Genomic DNA, 17,708 nt, shown 5'->3' on the forward strand with positions numbered 1-17,708 from the left:
CCGTTGGATGGCGATGCGGGCGGCGGGGGTGTGGGCGTGCTCCAGCCACTCTCTGGAGGGCTCGGAGGCGGGGTCCTGGCCCATGAGGAGCTGGACGGTGTCGCCGTCCCGCAGCACGGTGCTCAGGGTCGCCAGACGGCCGTTCACGCGGGCTCCGAGACAGGCGTGGGCGTCCTCACCGTACTGCGCGTAGGCGGCGTCCACGCAGGTGGCGCCGTCGGGCAGGCCGAGGGCGCCGCCGTCGGGACGGAAGACGGTGATCTCACGGTCCTGGGCGAGGTCCTCGCGCAGGGTGGACCAGAAGGTGTCCGGGTCGGGGGCGGCCTCCTGCCAGTCGAGCAGGCGGGAGAGCCAGCCGGGGCGGGTGGGGTCGACGCGCTCGCCGTCGGGCGTGGTCTGCTCCTCCGGAGGAACGGCGTAGGGATTGCCCAGCGCGACGACTCCGGCCTCGGCGACCTTGTGCATCTGGTGGGTGCGGATGAGGACCTCCGCGACCTGGCCGTCGTCTCGGGCGACGGCCGTGTGCAGGGACTGGTAGAGGTTGAACTTGGGGACGGCGATGAAGTCCTTGAACTCCGAGACCACCGGCGTCATACAGGTGTGCAGTTCGCCGAGGACCGCGTAACAGTCGGCGTCCTCGTTGACCAGGACGAGCAGACGGCCGAAGTCGGAGCCGCGCAGCCGCCCGCGCTTGCGGGCGGTGCGGTGCAGGGAGACGAAGTGGCGCGGGCGGATGAGGACTTCGGCCTGGATGTCGGCGTCGCGCAGCACCGCGCGCATCACGTCGGCGAACTCGGCGAGGGGGTCGTCCGCGCGCGAGGCGTTGTCGACGATCAACTCGCGCGTGTGCGCGTACTCCTCCGGGTGCAGGATGGCGAAGACCATGTCCTCCAGCTCGGTCTTCAGGGCCTGCACTCCGAGGCGTTCGGCGAGCGGGATGAGGACGTCGCGGGTCACCTTGGCGATGCGTTCCTGCTTCTCCGGGCGCATCACGCCGAGGGTGCGCATGTTGTGCAGCCGGTCGGCGAGTTTGATCGACATCACCCGGACGTCGTTGCCGGTGGCGACGAGCATCTTGCGGAAGGTCTCGGGTTCGGCGGCGGCGCCGTAGTCGACCTTCTCCAACTTCGTGACGCCGTCGACGAGATAGCGCACCTCGGCACCGAACTCGTCACCCACCTGATCGAGCGTCACATCGGTGTCCTCCACGGTGTCGTGGAGCAGCGAGGCCGTCAACGTGGTGGTCTCGGCGCCGAGTTCGGCCAGGATGAGGGTCACCGCGAGCGGGTGCGTGATGTAGGGCTCGCCGCTCTTGCGCATCTGGCCGCGGTGGGAGGACTCGGCGAGCACATAGGCGCGGCGCAGGGGTTCGAGGTCGGCGTCGGGGTGGTGGACTCGGTGGGACTCGACCACGTGGCCGATCGCGTCGGGCAGCCTGCCGCGGGAGGCGGGGCCGAGCAGGGCCGCCCGACCGAGGCGGCGCAGGTCGATCCGGGGGCGGCTGCGCCTGCGCGGCGCGGCAGGCACTACCGGGCCTGGGGTCGCGGGGTTCGTGGCCTCCGCACTCATGGGCACCTCCGGCTGCGTGGACCGGCGGACGGGGTGCCCCAGGGCGGACACGGCTCAGGGGGCTGGCTACAGTCCCCCGTCCGGGCCGGTGCTTGATGCTACCGAGCCCATCACGCCCGACCGACCGCCTCTCGCCGAGCGTGAAACGGATCACCCATTCGAGCGACGCTGTTGAGGTTTACGGTTTTGCGCCGCCTGAAGCGGGGCCGGTCTTGATTTCGCACTCACACCCCTGGGCCCCGACGGCACAGCTGTGCCTGCCGGGACGCCACGGCCTCCGATATCCAGCCGCCCCGTTCGTCAGTGGGCGGCGTTTTCCAGCCACTCGGGATCGATCTCGCCTTCGGCGACGATCACCGCCGGGCCGGTCATCTCGATCTCGCCGCCGGGGCGCTCGGTGATCACGAGCCGGCCGCCGGGGACATCCACGGTGTACGTCGCCGGATTTCCGGTGACGGACGGGTCGGCGCCGTCCCGGCGGGCGGCGGCCACGGCGACGGCGCACGCGCCCGTGCCGCAGGAGCGGGTCTCGCCGGAGCCGCGCTCGTGCACGCGCAGCGCGACATGCCGCGGACCCCGGTCGACGACGAACTCGACGTTGACCCCGTCCGGGTAGGCGGAGGCCGGGCTGAAGGGCGGCGGGGAGTACAGGTCGCCCGCGTGCGCCAGGTCGTCGACGAAGGCGACGGCGTGCGGGTTGCCCATGTTCACGTTCCGCGCGGGCCAGCTGCGCTCGCCGACGCTCACCGTGACGTCCCCTTCGGGGAGGCGGGCCCTGCCCATGCCGACGGTGATGTCGCCGTCCTTGGCGAGGTGGACGCTCTTCACGCCCGCGCGCGTGGCGATCGCCAGGTCGCCCTCGGGGACGAGGCCGGCGTGCAGGAGGTAGCGGGCGAAGACCCGCGCGCCGTTGCCGCACATCTCGGCGATCGAGCCGTCGCCGTTGCGGTAGTCCATGAACCACTCGGCCTCGGCCGCCATGGCCCTCGCCTCGGGGTGCGCGGCGGATCGCACGATGTGCAACAGGCCGTCACCGCCGATGCCCGCTCGGCGGTCGCACAGGGCGGCGACGGCCGCCGGGGAGAGGTCGATGGCGTTCTCGGGGTCCGGGACGATCACGAAGTCGTTCTCGGTGCCGTGCCCCTTGAGGAAGGCGATCCGCGTGCTCATTCCTCGATCGTACGGGGTGGGTACGACAGTCCCGCCCGGAGGCGACATGGGAGGAGCGGGCAGCGGGCGGGACCTAGCGGAGCCGCGCGACCCGCCCGACGGCCAGGACCACGACCGCGGCGACCAGGACGACGTAGGCGAGGACGACCCGCCAGTCGGGGCGGCGGCCGGAGCCGCGCTGGGGCAGGCCGGGCCAGGTGTAGCCGACTCGGCGGGCGGCCATCATCCCCCAGCCTGCCGCGCAGGAGCAGATCAGCAGGCCGAGCATGGCGATCACGGCCCCGCTGTCGCCGAAGTCGAAGGCGAGCGGGAACGCGAACATCAGGGAGCCCGTGGCGGCCAGGGCGACGATCGGGGCGAGCTGCCAGATCCGCAGCCGACGCTGGGGGCGCAGTTCGACCTCGACCTCCGGGCCGCCGGCGAACATCTCCTCCGGCTCGGGGCCGTCGGCGGTCACGCCGTCCTCGGCGTCGTCCACGTCGTCCGTGTCGTCGATACCGCTCGGGCCGTCGATGCCACTCTGGCCGTCGGTGTCGTCCGGTCCGCCGGCGCCTTGCGGGCCGTCGGTCTCGTCCGGACCGTCGGAACCCAGACGGCCTTCCTCAGGCTCCGGTTCGCCCCGCACGGGGGTGACGTGTTCGGTGCCTTGTGCGGTGTCGCGAGGGCTGGCCTCCATCGCCACGCGCCCTCCCAACTCGGACTCCACTTGGTCGATCGAAGCTCGATGATGGCATGGCCCCGGAGGCCCGGATGACGGCCTGAGCGTCCCGATGCCATGACGTGATCAGGCTGTGACCGGTCGTTCGACCAACGCCAGCGCGAGCTGCGGAAGTTCCCTGAGGTCCGCCGCGGCCCCACTCAGCCAGTGCACCCGCGGATCGCGTCTGAACCACGAATCCTGGCGGCGCGCGAAGCGCTTGGTGGCACGGACGGTCTCCGTGCGCGCCTCCTCGTCGGTGCATTCGCCGGCCAGCGACGCGAGGATCTGCTGGTAGCCGAGCGCGCGGGAGGCCGTACGCCCCTCGCGCAGGCCTTGCGCCTCCAGCGCGCGTACCTCGTCCACGAGCCCCGCGTCCCACATCCGGTCGACCCGGCGGGCGATGCGCTCGTCGAGTTCGGGGCGGGTCACGTCGACGCCGATCTGGATCGTGTCGTAGACGGAGTCGTGCCCCGGCAGATTGGCCGTGAAGGGCTTCCCGGTGATCTCGATCACTTCGAGGGCGCGGACGATGCGGCGGCCGTTGCTCGGCAGGATCGCGTGCGCCGCCTCGGGGTCGGCGGCGGCCAGGCGGGCATGCAGCGCGCCCGAGCCGCGCAGCGTCAGCTCCTCCTCCAGCCGGGCCCTGACCTCGGGGTCGGTGCCGGGGAACTCCAGGTTGTCCACGGCGCCGCGGACGTAGAGTCCGGAGCCGCCGACGAGGATCGGCCAGCGGTCCTCGGCGAGGAGGGCGTCGATGCGGGCGCGGGCCAGCCGCTGGTACTCGGCGACCGAGGCGGTGACGGTGACGTCCCAGATGTCGAGGAGGTGGTGCGGGACGCCGCCGCGTTCCTCGGGCGTCAGCTTGGCGGTGCCGATGTCCATCCCTCGGTACAGCTGCATGGAGTCGGCGTTGACGACCTCGCCGCCGAGCCGTTGGGCCAGAAAAACGCCCAGATCGGACTTTCCGGCCGCGGTCGGTCCGACGACGGCGATGACGCGGGGGGCGGGGGGTGCGCTGCTCACCGGACCAGTCTCCCAAACGTCACACCGTGCCCTCGAACGAGTTAGGTGACAGGACTCGCTCCGGCTCGTTGCCCGTTGCGAGATTTCCGTCGCCCGTTCACGGGGCGGCGTCTCCCGGTGACGCAAACGGACGCACCGGGTTACGCGGGATTTCGCCCGCACGAGTACCGTATGGAGTGAATATGGGCGTTATTGCACGGCTTTTCCGTAGGTCGAAGGCCACACAGGAAGCGGCCTGCGACGCGACGGTCACGGAGGAGACGGTGACGCAGGACACGGCCGCACAGGAGACGACGGCCACCACCGGGACATCGACCGGTTCGCCCGCGGGCGGCACCGAGGCGGAGGAATCCACCGAGGACGGCGTCGGTATCCCGCGGCAGCAGTCGTCCGGGGAGGCCGTCGAGAGCGAGGCCGGCGACAGCGCCCGCACCTGACGGACCCGCTAGGGAAGGTGACCCATGGGTCTTTTGAACAACCTGAAGGCCAAGCTCAGCCCGGCCAAGGACAAGGTCTCCGGCCTCGCGCAACAGCACGGGGACAAGATCCAGCACGGGATCGACAAGGCCGCCCACGTCGTCGACGAGCGGACGAAGGGCAAGTACTCGAACAAGATCGAGTCGGGCACCGGCAAGGCCAAGGGCGCGGTGGACCGACTCGCGCACAAGGACGAGCCGGGGGCGGCCGGTGACACGTTCACGCCCCCGAGCACGCCTCCGCCGACGTCCTGAGCGACGGCGGGCGACGGCAGGTTAGAAGGCGGGTTCGACGGACGGCTGCGGGGCGCGAGACGCCCGCGGCCGTCCGCCGCTCCGTCCGGACGCCCTCCCGCACGCGGGTCACGACCAGGCCGCGACCACGTATCCCACTCCGTACGGGGCGTCCTCGTACAGCAGGGTGCCGGACAGGCCGGCGGTCTCGGCCGCGCCCGCGAGGACCTGCCAGGGGGCCCGGCCGGCCGCCTTCAGTTCGCGGGCCAGTCCGGCGTCGAGCGCCTTGAGGGCCGCGATGTCGGCGGCGCCCAGCGCGCGTGCGGCCTCCCTGTCGAAGGGCACCGCGCGTTCGTCGAGGTAGCCCGGTGCCTTCAGCGTGCGGCACGCGCTCGCGTCGCCCATCACCAGCAGCGCCACCCGGCCGGGCTGGGCACCGATCTCCCGTCCGACCTCGGCGCACCGCTCGGGTGCCAGGGGGTCTCCCACGCCGAGCCCTTCGACCGGGGCGCTCGACCAGTCGGCCCGCTCCAGCAGCCAGGCGCCGACGGCGAGGGAGGGCGGCAACTGCCGCTCGGACACCGTGTCCTTGCCGGTCCGGCCGAGCCGTACGGCAAGGTCCACGCCGAAGCCGCGGAACGAACCCGGCGTGCCCTCGGGGTGCGTGCCTCGCCCTGCCTCCTCGGCGGGGCCGATCACCACGAGCCGGTCCGGCCGGGCGGCGGCGAGCACCGCCACCGCGTCCGAGCAGGCGGTACGCGCGGCGTCCAGCTCGGGTGCGGCGCCCGCGGCCACCTCGGGCACGAGGAGGGGCGGGCAGGGACAGAGTGCGGCGGCGACAAGCATGATCGGCAGGGTAACCCCGCGACGCCTCACGCGCGCGGGGGCGCCGGCGGGGTGGCTGTGGGTCAGTCTGAGCCGCAGCCGCCGCCCGTGGCCACCGGGAGCGGGGCCGGGACGCCGATCCCGGGCAGGCCCAGCATGACGCCGGCCGGCTTGGCCGCCTTCTCCGCGGTGCGCTTCTCCCAGGCGTCACCCGCGCGCGTGCGGCGCACGTCGAGAACCTGGCCCTCGGCGAGGAGGTGGTGCGGAGCGGCGTAGGTGATGTCGACCGTGACGACGTCGCCGGGGCGGACCTCCTGCTCCGGCTTGGTGAAGTGGACCAGGCGGTTGTCCGCGGCGCGGCCGGAGAGGCGGTGCGTGGCGCCGTCCTTGCGGCCCTCGCCCTCGGCGACCATCAGCTCCAGGGTGCGGCCGACCTGCTTCTTGTTCTCCTCCCAGGAGATCTCCTCCTGGAGGGCGACGAGACGCTCGTAACGCGCCTGGACGACCGCCTTGGGGATCTGGTTCTCCATGGTGGCGGCCGGGGTGCCGGGACGCTTGGAGTACTGGAAGGTGAACGCCTGGGCGAACCGCGCCTCGCGCACCACGTGCAGGGTCTCCTCGAAGTCCTCCTCGGTCTCGCCGGGGAAGCCCACGATGATGTCGGTGGTGATCGCGGCGTGCGGGATGGCCGCGCGGACGTTCTCGATGATCTTCAGGTAGCGCTCCTGGCGGTACGAACGGCGCATCGCCTTGAGGACCGTGTCCGAGCCGGACTGGAGCGGCATGTGCAGCTGCGGCATCACGTTCGGCGTCTCGGCCATGGCGGCGATGACGTCGTCGGTGAAGTCGCGCGGGTGCGGTGAGGTGAACCGCACGCGCTCGAGGCCCTCGATCGTCCCGCACGCGCGCAGGAGCTTGCTGAACGCCTCACGGTCGCCGATGTCGGAGCCGTACGCGTTGACGTTCTGTCCGAGCAGCGTGATCTCGCTGACGCCCTCGCCCACCAGCGCCTCGATCTCGGCGAGGATGTCGCCGGTACGGCGGTCCTTCTCCTTGCCGCGCAGGGCGGGGACGATGCAGAAGGTGCAGGTGTTGTTGCAGCCGACGGAGATCGACACCCAGGCCGCGTACGCGCTCTCGCGGCGCGTGGGCAGGGTCGAGGGGAACGCCTCCAGGGACTCGGCGATCTCGACCTGCGCCTCTTCCTGCACGCGCGCGCGTTCCAGCAGGACAGGCAGCTTGCCGATGTTGTGGGTGCCGAAGACGACGTCGACCCAGGGGGCCTTCTTCACGATGGTGTCGCGGTCCTTCTGCGCCAGGCAGCCGCCGACCGCGATCTGCATGCCGGGCCGCGAGGCCTTCCTCGGCGCGAGGCGGCCGAGGTTGCCGTACAGCCGGTTGTCGGCGTTCTCCCGCACCGCGCACGTGTTGAAGACGACGACGTCCGCGTCGCCGTCCGACCCCTCGGGGGCGCGCACGTACCCGGCGTCTTCGAGCAGACCGGACAATCGCTCGGAGTCGTGGACGTTCATCTGGCACCCGTAGGTGCGAATCTCGTAGCTCTTGGGTGCGGGAACGTCCACTGCGAGGCTCCGGTCGCTGCTGCTGGTCATGCCTCAAGGGTAGGCGGTCCCCGGCAGACCCCCGTCCGGTGCTTGCGGACCTTCTCTTCCGCCGCCCGCGGGCCTTCTCTTCCGCTGCCCGCGGGCCTACGGCGTGCCTGCGGGCCTCCCGTCGTGACCGCGGCGTTCAGGCGGGCGGCGGCGGGCTCGTCCGCCGCAGCGCGACCACCGCCTCGGCCGTGCGGCACAGGCCGTCCGCAGCCTTGCGCAGGGAGCACCGGGCGACCAGCCAGAGGATGATCCCGCCGAGGCCCGCGGGCCACCACCAGATACCGACGGCGGTGAACGCGACGCTCCAGACGAGGGCCTCGCAGGCCGCCTGGTAGGCGTCGCGGGCCTCGCCCAGCGCCGCTCGCGAGGCGTCCGGCACTTCGAGGAGCAGCCTGGCCCACTCACCGGGAAGGTCGGTTGCCGACTCCGCCGCTGCGCTCCGCTCGGCGGCGCGCAGCCGGTCTCCCGACCATGTCGGTGAAATGGGCCTGACCGGTGCACTGCGCGCCCTGCGCGCGTCGAGCCGGGCGGCGCGCAGTTCGTGGCCGGCCGCGCGGGCCCGTACGGCCTCCCTGCCGATCTCCTGGGGGGAGGTCCAGCGGCGGGCCCGCCACCGGGTGAGCCGCCCGGCCAGGGACGCCAGCCACCAGGGCCAGGCGCCCGCGGACAGCGCGCCGGCCCCGTCCGCCGCGAAGGGCACCACCAGGGCGACGGCGACCGCCGCCAGCACGACGAGCACCAGCGTGGCGGCGCCGTCGGCGGTGAGCCCGCCCTTCAGCGGCAGGGCACCGGCGATCCGGTCGCGGGCGAGGCCCACGTCGTTCCAGGCGCGGTGGCCGAGCTGCCCACCGCCCACGACGGCCACCACGACGAACAGCAGGGCGGGCAGCAGCCGTCGCAGGAACCATCCGTCAGGGATGCGCCGTTGGAGTTCGAGAAGCAGTGCCACGGTCTCAGCCCGTCCCCAGTGTCCTGCCGTGCGTCGGTGTCGTGAGTGTCCTGTCGTGGAGCCGCGGTGCCGTGCCGGGCGCTCCCCTGTCCACGGGCCGTCAGTCCACTCGCCTCATCGGGCGGTCCGCCAGGGCGCAGAGGCCCGTGTCGGGGGCGCTCTCCCCGTGCAGGTCGACGCGCGCGCAGCGGCCCGTGGGGCAGACCCAGCCGGTCGACCGCGGCGCGGGGGCGGACGGCCAGTCGCCCACGCCCATCGTGGAACGCAGGCCGAGCCCGCCGGGGATCCCGGCCGTCTCGGCCGCGTCGTGCAGCGCGCGTACGGCGTCCCGCCAGGCCCGCGCGGACGGGTCGCCGTCGCGGACGGCGGCGAACGGGGCGTCCCAGTGGGCGGGGCCGATCAGTTCGCGCAGTGTGGCGGCGTTGCGGCACAGGTACGCGACCGCGTCCTCGTACAGCCTCTGTGCCTTCGCCCCATGCCCCACTGCGCCCCCTCGACGACCCGGAAACCACTCTCTTCTGACGGGAGATCAAAGCACCATAGGAGGAATGACGGAACTTCATGAGCACGTCGTGGCCCGTCTGGTGGCGGCCCAGAACAGCCGTGACCCCGCGCCCCTGCGTGAGCCCGAGGCGGTCGCCGACGCGCTCACGCTGCTGCGGGCGGCGACGCCCTCACCCGAGGGGCCCGTCGACCTCGACGCGGTCGCCGCGGTCTTCTGGACCTTCTGGTTCCGGCACCTGGGACCCGAGGATCCGGACATCCGGCAGAACATGACGATCGCCGTCGGTTCCTTCGGATTCCTCCGGCCGCGCGCCCCGCAGGAGGTTCGTTTCCCGCCGGTCCTGGAGGAGGCCTTCGACCCGGCCGATCCGGCCCTGGAGGCGCGGTTCGCCTACCTCGTCAGCTCGGCCCACGGCGAACTGCTCGAGACGCCCGACCTGTCCGACTCCGACCGGGGTGCCGCTCTGGAGCGCACACTGGCCTGGTCGGAGACCGCCAGGAGCCTGCTGCCCGAGGAGCACGACGGGTTCGTGGAGCTGACGCTGCACGCCCTCGACATCGAGCTGTTCCGGTTCCGGACCGACGCCGATCCGGACGCGCTCGCCGCCGCGGCCCGGCACGCCCGGACGGTGTGCGAGCGGCTGCCCGGCCTCGGCCCCGACGTCCTCGGCCCGGCCACGGCCGACGCGGCCACCCTCGCCCTGAGGACGGTCGTGGACGCGTCGCGGCTGCTCGGTGAGCCGTCGCTCGCCGAGGTCGAAAGGCTGGTGGCGGCGGCCCCCGAGGGCACGCTCGACGCGGAGGGCGCGGAGGGCCTGCACTTCCTGCGCGCGCTGCACGCCCAGCCCTCGGCCTGGCCGGGCCGGCTGGACCTCCAGATCGGGGCGGCGGTCGCCGAGGCGGGGGCGCGGGAGCACGACACGGGCCGCATCGCCTGCGCCGTACGACGGTTGCGCGCGGCTCTCGGCCACACCCCTGCCGGTCATCCGGCCCACCTGGCCGTCACGGTGGCCCTGAGCGAGGCGCTCGCCTCGTTGGCGGAGGAGCGGGACGACGAGGTGGCCGCGCGCGAGGCCGTGGTCATCCTGGAGGCCGTCGACGCGGCCACCCTGAGCGAAGCCGACAAGGAACGGCTCGAACTGGTCCGAGCGCTGCGGCGGTTGACGGCCGGTCACGACGGTGCGCGGGCGGGCGGCGAGGACGACGAGGACGACGGCGGAGCGTCGCTCGGACCACTGCTCGACGGGCTCAGGGACCGTTCCGCGCGGCGCGGCGAGGCCCCTGACATCACCTTGGAGACGCTCGGCATCATGGCTTCGCTGTCCGACGGCGACGCGGCCGGCGGGTCGGACGGCAGGTCGGACGGCAGGTCGGACGGCAGCAACCCGGCAAGCGTCTCGGACGTCAGCTCCGACGGCATCTCCGAGGAGCGGATCGCCCGGTACCGAGCCGCGCTGGCCGGGGTTCCCGCCGACGCGCCGCAGCGGTACGCGTGCGTGGCCGTGCTCGCCGCCCTCACCGGGCTGCGGGCCGAGGAGCTGCGGAGGTCCGGCTCCGTCCAGGCCGCCGACCGGCTCACCGCGGACGCCCGCACGCTGGCCGAGGAGGTGACGGCCACGGCTCCGCCGGACGGGCGGGTACTGCCCGTGCTGCTCGGCAAGGGCGCCCACGAAGCCGCGCTCGCCATCGCCGCGTCGACCGTCATCACCGGTGAACCCGACGGCCGGGCCGACCCCGAGCTGGCCCGGCTGGTGTCCCAGGTGTCCCGCATGGCCGACGTCGGTCTCGACGACCCGGCCAACCTCGACTCCGACATCGCCGTCCTGCGGGAGCTTCTCGACGGCCTCGACGAGGCCGACGTCGAGCAGCGGGCCGACCTGTCCGCGGCGCTCGGCGGCGCGCTGTCCTCACAGGCCGCCCACCTGGGCGATCCAGCCCCGCTGGAAGCGGCCGTGCCACTCCTGCGGTATGCCCGCGAGCACGCTTCGGAACTGTCCCCGGCCATCGACGCGATGCTCGCCCGAGCACTCACGGTCGTATCCGTCACCTCGATGGACACCGAGGCCGCGCGCGAAGCGGCCGTGCATCTCGCGACGCTGTCGGGGGCGAGGAAGACGACGGGCGGGGCAGGGACACTCGGCGCGAAGGGGCCGACGGGAGCGAGGGAGGCGCCGGGGGCGCACGCCACGTCGCCGGACGACGTACCGCACACCCCCACGACCGGCCCGACCGAGCCGACCGACCCCCCGACCGACCCGGCTTTGGCCTTCATGACGGCCCACACCGAACTTCACAACGCCCTCCAGCTCTACCTCTTCGGTCAGGAGCCGGGCCAGCTCGACCGGGCCCGTGAGGCCGCCCGGCGGATGCGGACCCTGGACGGCGGCAGGGCCCAGGCCGGACCACCGCGGACCCGTACGGCGAGCGGGACGACAGCGACCGGCTCACCGGGAAACGGAACGCCGGAGACCGGGACGACGCAGGCCGCCATTCCGGGGCTCGACACCATCAGCGACGTCTATCTCGACCTGCTGGAGACGGTCGGTCCGGGCGGCGGTCCGAAGGACGGCGTCACCGACGAACTGGTCGACCGGTGCCGTCGGAGGTACGAAGCGGCCGTCGACCCGCGGACCCGGGTCCTCACCGCGATGACGCTGATGCGCGTGCTGAGCATGCATGCCCTCGCCCTGCGGGTCACCCAACCGGAACGCGCGCGGAGTCTCCTGGCCGAGGCGGCCCGTCTGGTGGACGCGGTCGCGCCTGAGGCGCCCACGGGCTGGGCCGACTCGATGCGTCCCTTCCTCGCCATGACCGCCGTCGGCGTCACCGGTGGCGGCCGGCTGTCCCCGGAGGTCCCAGCGGTCCCGGAGGCCCCGGAGGCCCCGGAGGCCCCGGAGCAGGCTCCCCCCGAGGCGCCCGCCGCGACACCCCTGTCGGGCGCCTTCGAGGCGCTGATGGCCCCGTTGCGCAACCGCCTCGCCGGTATCGACGATCCCGCCTCGATGCGTGACCCGAGGCTCCCGGCCCTGTTCCGGGCGCACGGCGAGATCGGCGCCGCGGCAGGCGCGCTGGGCAGGCCCGAGCCACGGATCGGCCTTGCCCTCTCCCATCTCGAAGCGGCCGTGGGCGTGCTGCCCGGCATCACCGACCGGGGCAGTGACCAGGAGTCCGCCGAGCACGGTCTGACCCAGTTCGAGGGGGACATCAGGAGCATCGTCGAGCTGGTCCTGGCGGCGGTCCTCGTCCGTGACGCCTCCGCCCGGCTCCGCAAGCACACGGCGGGGCCGAAGGAGATCGTCGCCGCGGTGGAACGCGACGGCCGCCTGCCGGAGGCGCTGCCGGAGCCCTACGCGGCACGGCACGCCGTGACCGGCCCCGACGTCGACCGTGCCACCGAGCTGCTGGAGCGCGGCCGGGGTCTGCTGCTGTCCCGGCGGATGGAGGCGCGGGCCGACCTCGGCGAGCTGCGGTCGGCCCATCCGGAGCTTGCGGACGAGTTCGAGCGGCTGACCGAGCTGCTCGCGGCGGAGCACGAGCCGGTGGCCCCCGGGGACGCCGAACGGGAGCGGCTCGCCAAGCTCCGTACCTCGCGTGCCCTCGACGGGCTGGTCGACCGCGTCCGCGACCGGCCCGGCTTCGACGGCTTCCTGCGTCCGCTGACGGCGGAGCGGTTGCGCGCGCTCGCCATGGACGGCCCGGTGGTGGTGCTCAACCACGCGCGGCAGCTGTGTCACGCCGTCGTGGTGAGCGAGCGGTCGATCACCGCCCTGGCCCTGGCACCGGAGGCGGAGGAGGTGGCCGGGGCGGCCCGGCGGCTGCGGGAGGCCGTCGATGTCATCAACGCGCGGGGGGCGTCGAGGAGTTCCCCTGCCGAGCTGGTCGCCGCGGGGGCTGAGGTCCGCCGGACGCTGTCCTGGGCCTGGCACCGGATCGTGCGGCCCGTCCTGGAGCATGTCGGTGCCACCGAGGCCGTACCCGAGGGCGGGTCGTGGCCGCGGATCTGGTGGGTGCCCACGGGCGCCTTCCACGCCCTGCCGCTGCACGCGGCCCAGTGCACCCGGCCCGACTGTGACCAAGAAGGCTGCGGCGCCGCCCTGGACACCGTGGTGTCGTCGTACGTACCCGGCTTCCAGACGCTCGCCTACGCGCGTGCCCGCGCGAAGCGGCTCGGCCTGGCCGCCGACGGCGGCGCGCTGCTGGTCGCCGCGCCCGAGGAGGAATTGCCCGGTGTCGCGGCCTCGACACGTTACGCCGCGGGACTGCTCGGGGCGGGTGAGCCGCTGATCGGCGCCGCGGCGACCCGGGAGGCCGTCCTGGCCGGGCTGGGTGGCGCGGCCTGGGCGCACTTCGGCTGCCATGCGGCGTCCGACCCGGCGGCGCCGTCCGGTGCCCTGCTGCACCTGCCGAGCGGCGAGTCGCTGCCGGTGCTGGACATCTGCCGCGCCCGGCCGGGCACGGCGCGCCTCGCCTTCCTCGCGGCGTGCGGTACGGCCCGTACCTCCGAGCGGCTCAGCGACGAGGCGATCCACATCACCAGCGCCTTCCTGCTCGCCGGTTTCCCGACCGCCGTCGGCACGCTGTGGGAGATCGACAGCGCGCACGCGGACCACGTGACGCGCGACTTCTACGGCCGGGCCGTAGGCGGGCCAGGGCAGGGGCCGGCCCTCGCCCTGCACCACAGTGTCCGGGCCCTGCGGGAGCGGATACCGGAACGCCCGCACATCTGGGCGGCGTACGTGCACGCGGGCGCGTGAGCGCGCGTGGCCGCACGGGACGGGCCCCCAAGGCGGGTCAGGGGTCGATCAGGCCCGCCCGGATGGCGTAACGCGTGAGTTCGAGGCGGTCGCGCATGCCGAGCTTGTGGAGGAGGTTCGCGCGGTGCCGTTCGACGGTCTTGGTGCTGATGAAGAGGAGGGTGCCGATCTCTTTGGAGGTGTGTCCCTCGGCGACGAGCTTGAGGATCTCCTCCTCGCGCTCGGTGATGGGCCGGTCGGGCAGCCCGTCCACGCCGGCGCCGCGGTGCAGCCGTTCGAGGTACGACCGCACGAGCGCCCGCTCCGCTCCCGGATAGATGAACGGCTCGTCGCGCACGGCCGCCCGGCACGCCTCGACGAGGTCGCGGTCGGCGACGGACTTCAGGACGTACCCGCCCGCCCCGGCCTTGAGGGCCTCGAAGAAGTACTGCTCGTTGTCGTACATGGTGAGGATGAGTATCCGCAGGCCGGGCAGTCGGCGGGAGAGTTCGCGGGCCGCCTGGAGGCCGGTCATCCGGGGCATGGCCACGTCGAGGACGGCGAGGTCGATGTCGCCCGCGCGGGCACGCTCGACCGCCTCGGCCCCGTCGCCCGCCTCCGCGACGACCGTCAGGTCGGGTTCGCCGTCCAGGATGAGCCGTACTCCGCGGCGCACGAGGGTGTGGTCGTCGGCGAGGAGCACACGGGTCGGTGCCGGCTCGGCGGTCATCGGCGGCCTCCGGGGACGCTGGGGCGGGCGGGGTACGCGGTCGGCGGAGCCCCGCGCCGCGACGGGAGTACGGCCGTCACGGGAGTTCGCCTCCGGGAGGCGGGAGCGCGGCGGGCGCGGTCCGCAGACGTACGGCCGTCCCCCCGCCGAGACCGGGGCCGAAGGTGAAGGTCGCGCCGATCAGCAGGGCGCGTTCCCGCATGCCGAGGACGCCGGCGCCCTCCCCCGCCGTCGGCCCGGGACCCCGGCCGTTGTCGCGTACGAGGAGTTCGACGCCGTCGGCGACGGGTCGGAGGCGGAGTTCGGCCCGGTCGGCGCCGGAGTGCCGGGCGGTGTTGGTGAGGGCTTCCTGGGCGACCCGGTAGAGCACCAGCTCGGTCTCCTCGGTCAGCGCGGGCAGTCCGGGGCGCACCTCGGGGCGGACCGTCAGTCCGTGGGTGGTGAACTCGGCGGCGAGCGAGCGCAGGGCGCTGACCAGGCCGAGTTCGTCCAGGACGCCGGGTCGCAGCCGGCGCGCGATCCGGCGGATCTCGTCCAGGCCGGCGCGGGTGGCCTCCTGCGCCTGGCCCACCTCGCCGCGGAGGCCGTCGGGGGCGCGGTCGGCGACGCGCTTGAGCTGGAGGAGTACGGCGGTGAGGGTCTGGCCGACCTCGTCGTGCAGTTCACGCGCGATGCGATGGCGTTCGCGTTCCTGGGCGGACAGGGCGCGGGCCGCGCTGGTCGCGCGCTCGGTCTCCAGCCGGTCGAGCATGGCGTTGTACGTCCGGATCAGCTCGGCCGTCTCCACCGGACCGGAGACGACGGCACGGGCTCCGGGGTGCAGCAGGTCGGCGTCGGTCATGGCGCGGGCGAGCCGCCCGAGCGGGGCCAGCCCGACGCGCAGCACGACGGCGTTGACGGTCAGCAGCGAGGCCAGACCCACCGCGATGACGAACGCCTCGGCCGGCAGAACGGGCGTGGAGACGGTGACGGGCCCCAGGAGCAGCGCAGCGGCCACGACCAGGCCCAGGGCGTTGAGGGCGAAGATGCGCCAGAACAACGACACGCGCGCGACTCCTCCTCTCTTCCCCTCGGGTCCCACCGACCGGTTGCCTTGCGGCGGCGAAGCCGTACCCGCCTCGTCCGTCGCGGACCATGGCGCCGCCCGGACCAGCTTCTCCGCCCCGCGCCGGCCCTGTCCATCCGTGACGACACCCATGTCGCCACCGTACGGCGGGATGGCAGCATGACGGTTCGGCGCACTGGTGATCGACGGTCCACAGGGCCGGTCCGGCACCGGCGACCGCCGCCATCCTCCGGCACCGACGCCGGCACAGAGGCCCGTACCGGCACCGGTTCTGGCACCGTCACCAGTACTGGCACCGCACCGGTTCCGGACGTCACCGCCCACAACCGCAAGGGGAAGAAACCGTGTCCGCTCCACGCCTCCGGACGACACCGCTGCCAGGCATCGGCGTCCAGTACGACCTCGTGACGCGGGAGCAGCGGCACCTGTCCGTGGTGGCCCACCGCGACGGAAACCGGACGGTGAGCGTGTACCGGGCCGACGACCCGGACTCCTGCGCGCAGTCGGTGCGGCTGTCGGGCGCCGAGGCGGGCGCGCTGATCGACGCCCTGAAGCCGTCCCACCACAGTGCGAGCCTGCTGTACACGACCGACCTCGGACTGGTCGCCGAGCGCATCGAGGTGGCGGCGACCTCCCACTGGAACGGGCGCCTGCTGGGCGAGACCCGGATGCGTACGGAGACCGGCGCGTCGATCGTGGCGGTGCTGCGGCGGGCCGACGCGATCCCCTCTCCGGCACCGGACTTCCGGCTGGCGGGCGGGGACACCCTGATCGTGATCGGCACCCGTGAGGGCGTCGACACGGCCGCGGCGATCCTCGGTCGGGAGTGAACCGGTGCACTCCTCCGCGGTCCTGCTGATCGAGTTCGGTTCCATCATCCTCGGGCTCGGTCTGCTCGGCCGGTTCGCCGCCCGCTTCCAGTTCTCGCCGATCCCCCTCTATCTGCTCGCCGGTCTGGCCTTCGGCGAGGGCGGGCTGCTGCCGCTGGGGGCGAGCGAGGAGTTCGTGGCCATCGGCGCCGAGATCGGCGTCATCCTGCTGCTGATGCTCGGCCTGGAGTACACGGCGAGCGATCTGGTCTCCAATCTCAAGGCCCACTACCCGTCCGGCCTGGTCGACTTCACGCTCAACGCGCTGCCGGGCGCGGCTGCGGCGCTGCTGCTGGGCTGGGGTCCGGTGGCGGCCGTGGTGCTGGCGGGTGTCACCTGGATCTCCTCGTCCGGGGTGATCGCCAAGGTGCTGGGCGACCTGGGCCGGGTCGGCAACCGGGAGACGCCGGTGATCCTGAGCGTCCTGGTGCTGGAGGATCTGGCGATGGCGGTCTACCTGCCGATCGTCACCGCCCTGGTGGCGGGCGTCGGGCTGGCGGCCGGCAGTGTGACCCTGGCGGTGGCGCTGGGTGCCGCGGGACTCGTCCTCTTCGTGGCGCTGCGGTACGGCAGGGTCCTCTCCCGGTTCGTGTCGAGCGACGACCCGGAGAAGCTGCTCCTCGTGGTCCTGGGGCTGACGATCCTGGTCGCCGGTGTGGCGCAGCAGCTCCAGGTGTCGGCGGCGGTCGGCGCGTTCCTGGTCGGCATCGCGCTGTCCGGTGAGGTGGCCGAGGGCGCGCACACGCTGCTGAGTCCGCTGAGGGATCTGTTCGCGGCCGTCTTCTTCGTGTTCTTCGGTCTGCACACCGATCCGGCGAGCATTCCTCCGGTGCTGGTGCCCGCGCTGGCGCTCGCGGTGGTGACCGCGGGGACGAAGATCGCGACCGGCTACTGGGCGGCGCGGCGCGCCGGGATCTCGGTCAAGGGCCGCTGGCGCGCGGGCNNACGGAACCCCTGGCCGGCCGCTGGTCGCGCCTGCGGGAGGCGCGCCGGCCCCCGGCGCAGGAGCCGGCGCCCGAGGCGCTCACGGAGACGCCGGTGGGCGACTGAGGGACGGGACCGGACGGGGGACGGGACCCGCGGGGGCAGCACGGGCCCATCGGTGGCACAGGTCACAACAGGGCGTGACCCGATCCCGGATCACGGAGTCGGCAGCCATGGCATGCTCATGGCTTATTACCGGCCGGTAGGCACGATTGCCCCGCCGGTCCCCGTGGTCCCTGTGTTCCGCTGGGCGACGGGCGGGG

The 17,708-nt window shown here is 73.4% G+C and carries 14 protein-coding genes and 1 pseudogene; 5 read left to right on the forward strand and 10 right to left on the reverse strand.

All coding sequences use genetic code 11. The features are described from left to right. The 4 genes from BZL64_RS15415 to miaA form a co-directional block, all read right to left on the reverse strand. The coding region (locus BZL64_RS15415) for a RelA/SpoT family protein (RefSeq protein WP_086769773.1) at positions 1-1,569 on the reverse strand (1,569 nt) is incomplete at its 3' end. A gap of 300 nt (positions 1,570-1,869) precedes the next feature. After that, positions 1,870-2,739 carry a diaminopimelate epimerase gene (gene dapF, locus BZL64_RS15420; RefSeq protein WP_086769760.1) on the reverse strand — a complete coding sequence of 290 codons (870 nt, stop codon included), beginning with the start codon at positions 2,737-2,739 and terminating at the stop codon, positions 1,870-1,872. Positions 2,740-2,812: 73 nt separating this feature from the next. Then, positions 2,813-3,415, reverse strand: coding sequence for an ICP22 family protein (locus BZL64_RS15425; protein WP_086769761.1), 603 nt, complete (start codon positions 3,413-3,415; stop codon positions 2,813-2,815). 108 nt (positions 3,416-3,523) lie between these two features. After that, positions 3,524-4,462: a tRNA (adenosine(37)-N6)-dimethylallyltransferase MiaA gene (gene miaA / locus BZL64_RS15430; protein ID WP_086769762.1), complete on the reverse strand. Its 939-nt coding sequence runs from the start codon at positions 4,460-4,462 to the stop codon at positions 3,524-3,526. A gap of 263 nt (positions 4,463-4,725) precedes the next feature. Between miaA and BZL64_RS15435 the strand changes: the two genes are divergently transcribed. Further along, positions 4,726-4,899, forward strand: coding sequence for a hypothetical protein (locus tag BZL64_RS15435; RefSeq protein WP_244205348.1), 174 nt, complete (start codon positions 4,726-4,728; stop codon positions 4,897-4,899). Between the two features lie 24 nt (positions 4,900-4,923). Beyond that, entirely contained in the window at positions 4,924-5,193 is a 270-nt protein-coding gene (locus BZL64_RS15440; RefSeq protein WP_086769764.1) for an antitoxin, read from the forward strand. Positions 5,194-5,301: 108 nt separating this feature from the next. On the opposite strand, the gene BZL64_RS15445 is transcribed toward BZL64_RS15440, so the two are convergent. From BZL64_RS15445 to BZL64_RS15460, 4 genes are all read right to left on the reverse strand, one after another. After that, the gene (locus BZL64_RS15445; RefSeq protein ID WP_086769765.1) at positions 5,302-6,018 is read right to left on the reverse strand and encodes a class III extradiol dioxygenase subunit B-like domain-containing protein; all 717 of its coding nucleotides are present in this window, start codon (positions 6,016-6,018) and stop codon (positions 5,302-5,304) included. Positions 6,019-6,080: 62 nt separating this feature from the next. Then, on the reverse strand, positions 6,081-7,610 hold the full coding sequence (gene miaB / locus BZL64_RS15450) for a tRNA (N6-isopentenyl adenosine(37)-C2)-methylthiotransferase MiaB (RefSeq protein ID WP_208639451.1): 1,530 nt from the start codon (positions 7,608-7,610) through the stop codon (positions 6,081-6,083). A 136-nt stretch (positions 7,611-7,746) separates the two neighbouring features. Beyond that, a complete protein-coding gene (locus BZL64_RS15455; protein ID WP_086769767.1) occupies positions 7,747-8,559 on the reverse strand; it encodes a hypothetical protein in 813 nt (270 codons plus the stop codon). Positions 8,560-8,659: 100 nt separating this feature from the next. Next, positions 8,660-9,043, reverse strand: a complete 384-nt coding sequence (locus tag BZL64_RS15460; protein ID WP_086769768.1) for a hypothetical protein — start codon at positions 9,041-9,043, stop codon at positions 8,660-8,662. Positions 9,044-9,107: 64 nt separating this feature from the next. Between BZL64_RS15460 and BZL64_RS15465 the strand changes: the two genes are divergently transcribed. Beyond that, positions 9,108-13,817 (forward strand): CHAT domain-containing protein, encoded by a 4,710-nt coding sequence (locus BZL64_RS15465; RefSeq protein ID WP_086769769.1) that lies wholly within the window; start codon positions 9,108-9,110, stop codon positions 13,815-13,817. 37 nt (positions 13,818-13,854) lie between these two features. Here BZL64_RS15465 and BZL64_RS15470 read toward each other — a convergent pair whose 3' ends face one another. Together BZL64_RS15470 and BZL64_RS15475 are read right to left on the reverse strand one after the other, a co-directional pair. After that, the gene (locus BZL64_RS15470; RefSeq protein ID WP_086769770.1) at positions 13,855-14,526 is read right to left on the reverse strand and encodes a response regulator transcription factor; all 672 of its coding nucleotides are present in this window, start codon (positions 14,524-14,526) and stop codon (positions 13,855-13,857) included. Between the two features lie 76 nt (positions 14,527-14,602). Beyond that, complete coding sequence (locus tag BZL64_RS15475; RefSeq protein ID WP_208639452.1) at positions 14,603-15,571, reverse strand: HAMP domain-containing sensor histidine kinase; 969 nt, start codon at positions 15,569-15,571, stop codon at positions 14,603-14,605. A gap of 365 nt (positions 15,572-15,936) precedes the next feature. On the opposite strand from BZL64_RS15475, the gene BZL64_RS15480 reads away from it, so the two are divergent. Together BZL64_RS15480 and BZL64_RS15485 are read left to right on the forward strand one after the other, a co-directional pair. Then, on the forward strand, positions 15,937-16,422 hold the full coding sequence (locus tag BZL64_RS15480) for a cation:proton antiporter regulatory subunit (protein WP_086769772.1): 486 nt from the start codon (positions 15,937-15,939) through the stop codon (positions 16,420-16,422). A gap of 4 nt (positions 16,423-16,426) precedes the next feature. After that, positions 16,427-17,404 (forward strand): annotated as a pseudogene (locus BZL64_RS15485) (cation:proton antiporter); the annotation flags it as partial. Between the last annotated feature and the right edge of the window lie 304 nt (positions 17,405-17,708).

This window comes from Streptomyces bobili, from assembly GCF_002154575.1.
In the GTDB taxonomy this organism is placed as follows: domain Bacteria; phylum Actinomycetota; class Actinomycetes; order Streptomycetales; family Streptomycetaceae; genus Streptomyces; species Streptomyces bobili.

Excerpts from the sequence above, each read along its gene's own strand:
- dapF (WP_086769760.1), bottom strand. The coding sequence starts at position 2,739 with ATGAGCACGCGGATCGCCTTCCTCAAGGGGCACGGCACCGAGAACGAC.
- BZL64_RS15425 (WP_086769761.1), bottom strand. The coding sequence starts at position 3,415 with ATGGAGGCCAGCCCTCGCGACACCGCACAAGGCACCGAACACGTCACC.
- BZL64_RS15440 (WP_086769764.1), top strand. The coding sequence starts at position 4,924 with ATGGGTCTTTTGAACAACCTGAAGGCCAAGCTCAGCCCGGCCAAGGAC.
- BZL64_RS15445 (WP_086769765.1), bottom strand. The coding sequence starts at position 6,018 with ATGCTTGTCGCCGCCGCACTCTGTCCCTGCCCGCCCCTCCTCGTGCCC.
- miaB (WP_208639451.1), bottom strand. The coding sequence starts at position 7,610 with ATGACCAGCAGCAGCGACCGGAGCCTCGCAGTGGACGTTCCCGCACCC.
- BZL64_RS15465 (WP_086769769.1), top strand. The coding sequence starts at position 9,108 with ATGACGGAACTTCATGAGCACGTCGTGGCCCGTCTGGTGGCGGCCCAG.
- BZL64_RS15470 (WP_086769770.1), bottom strand. The coding sequence starts at position 14,526 with ATGACCGCCGAGCCGGCACCGACCCGTGTGCTCCTCGCCGACGACCAC.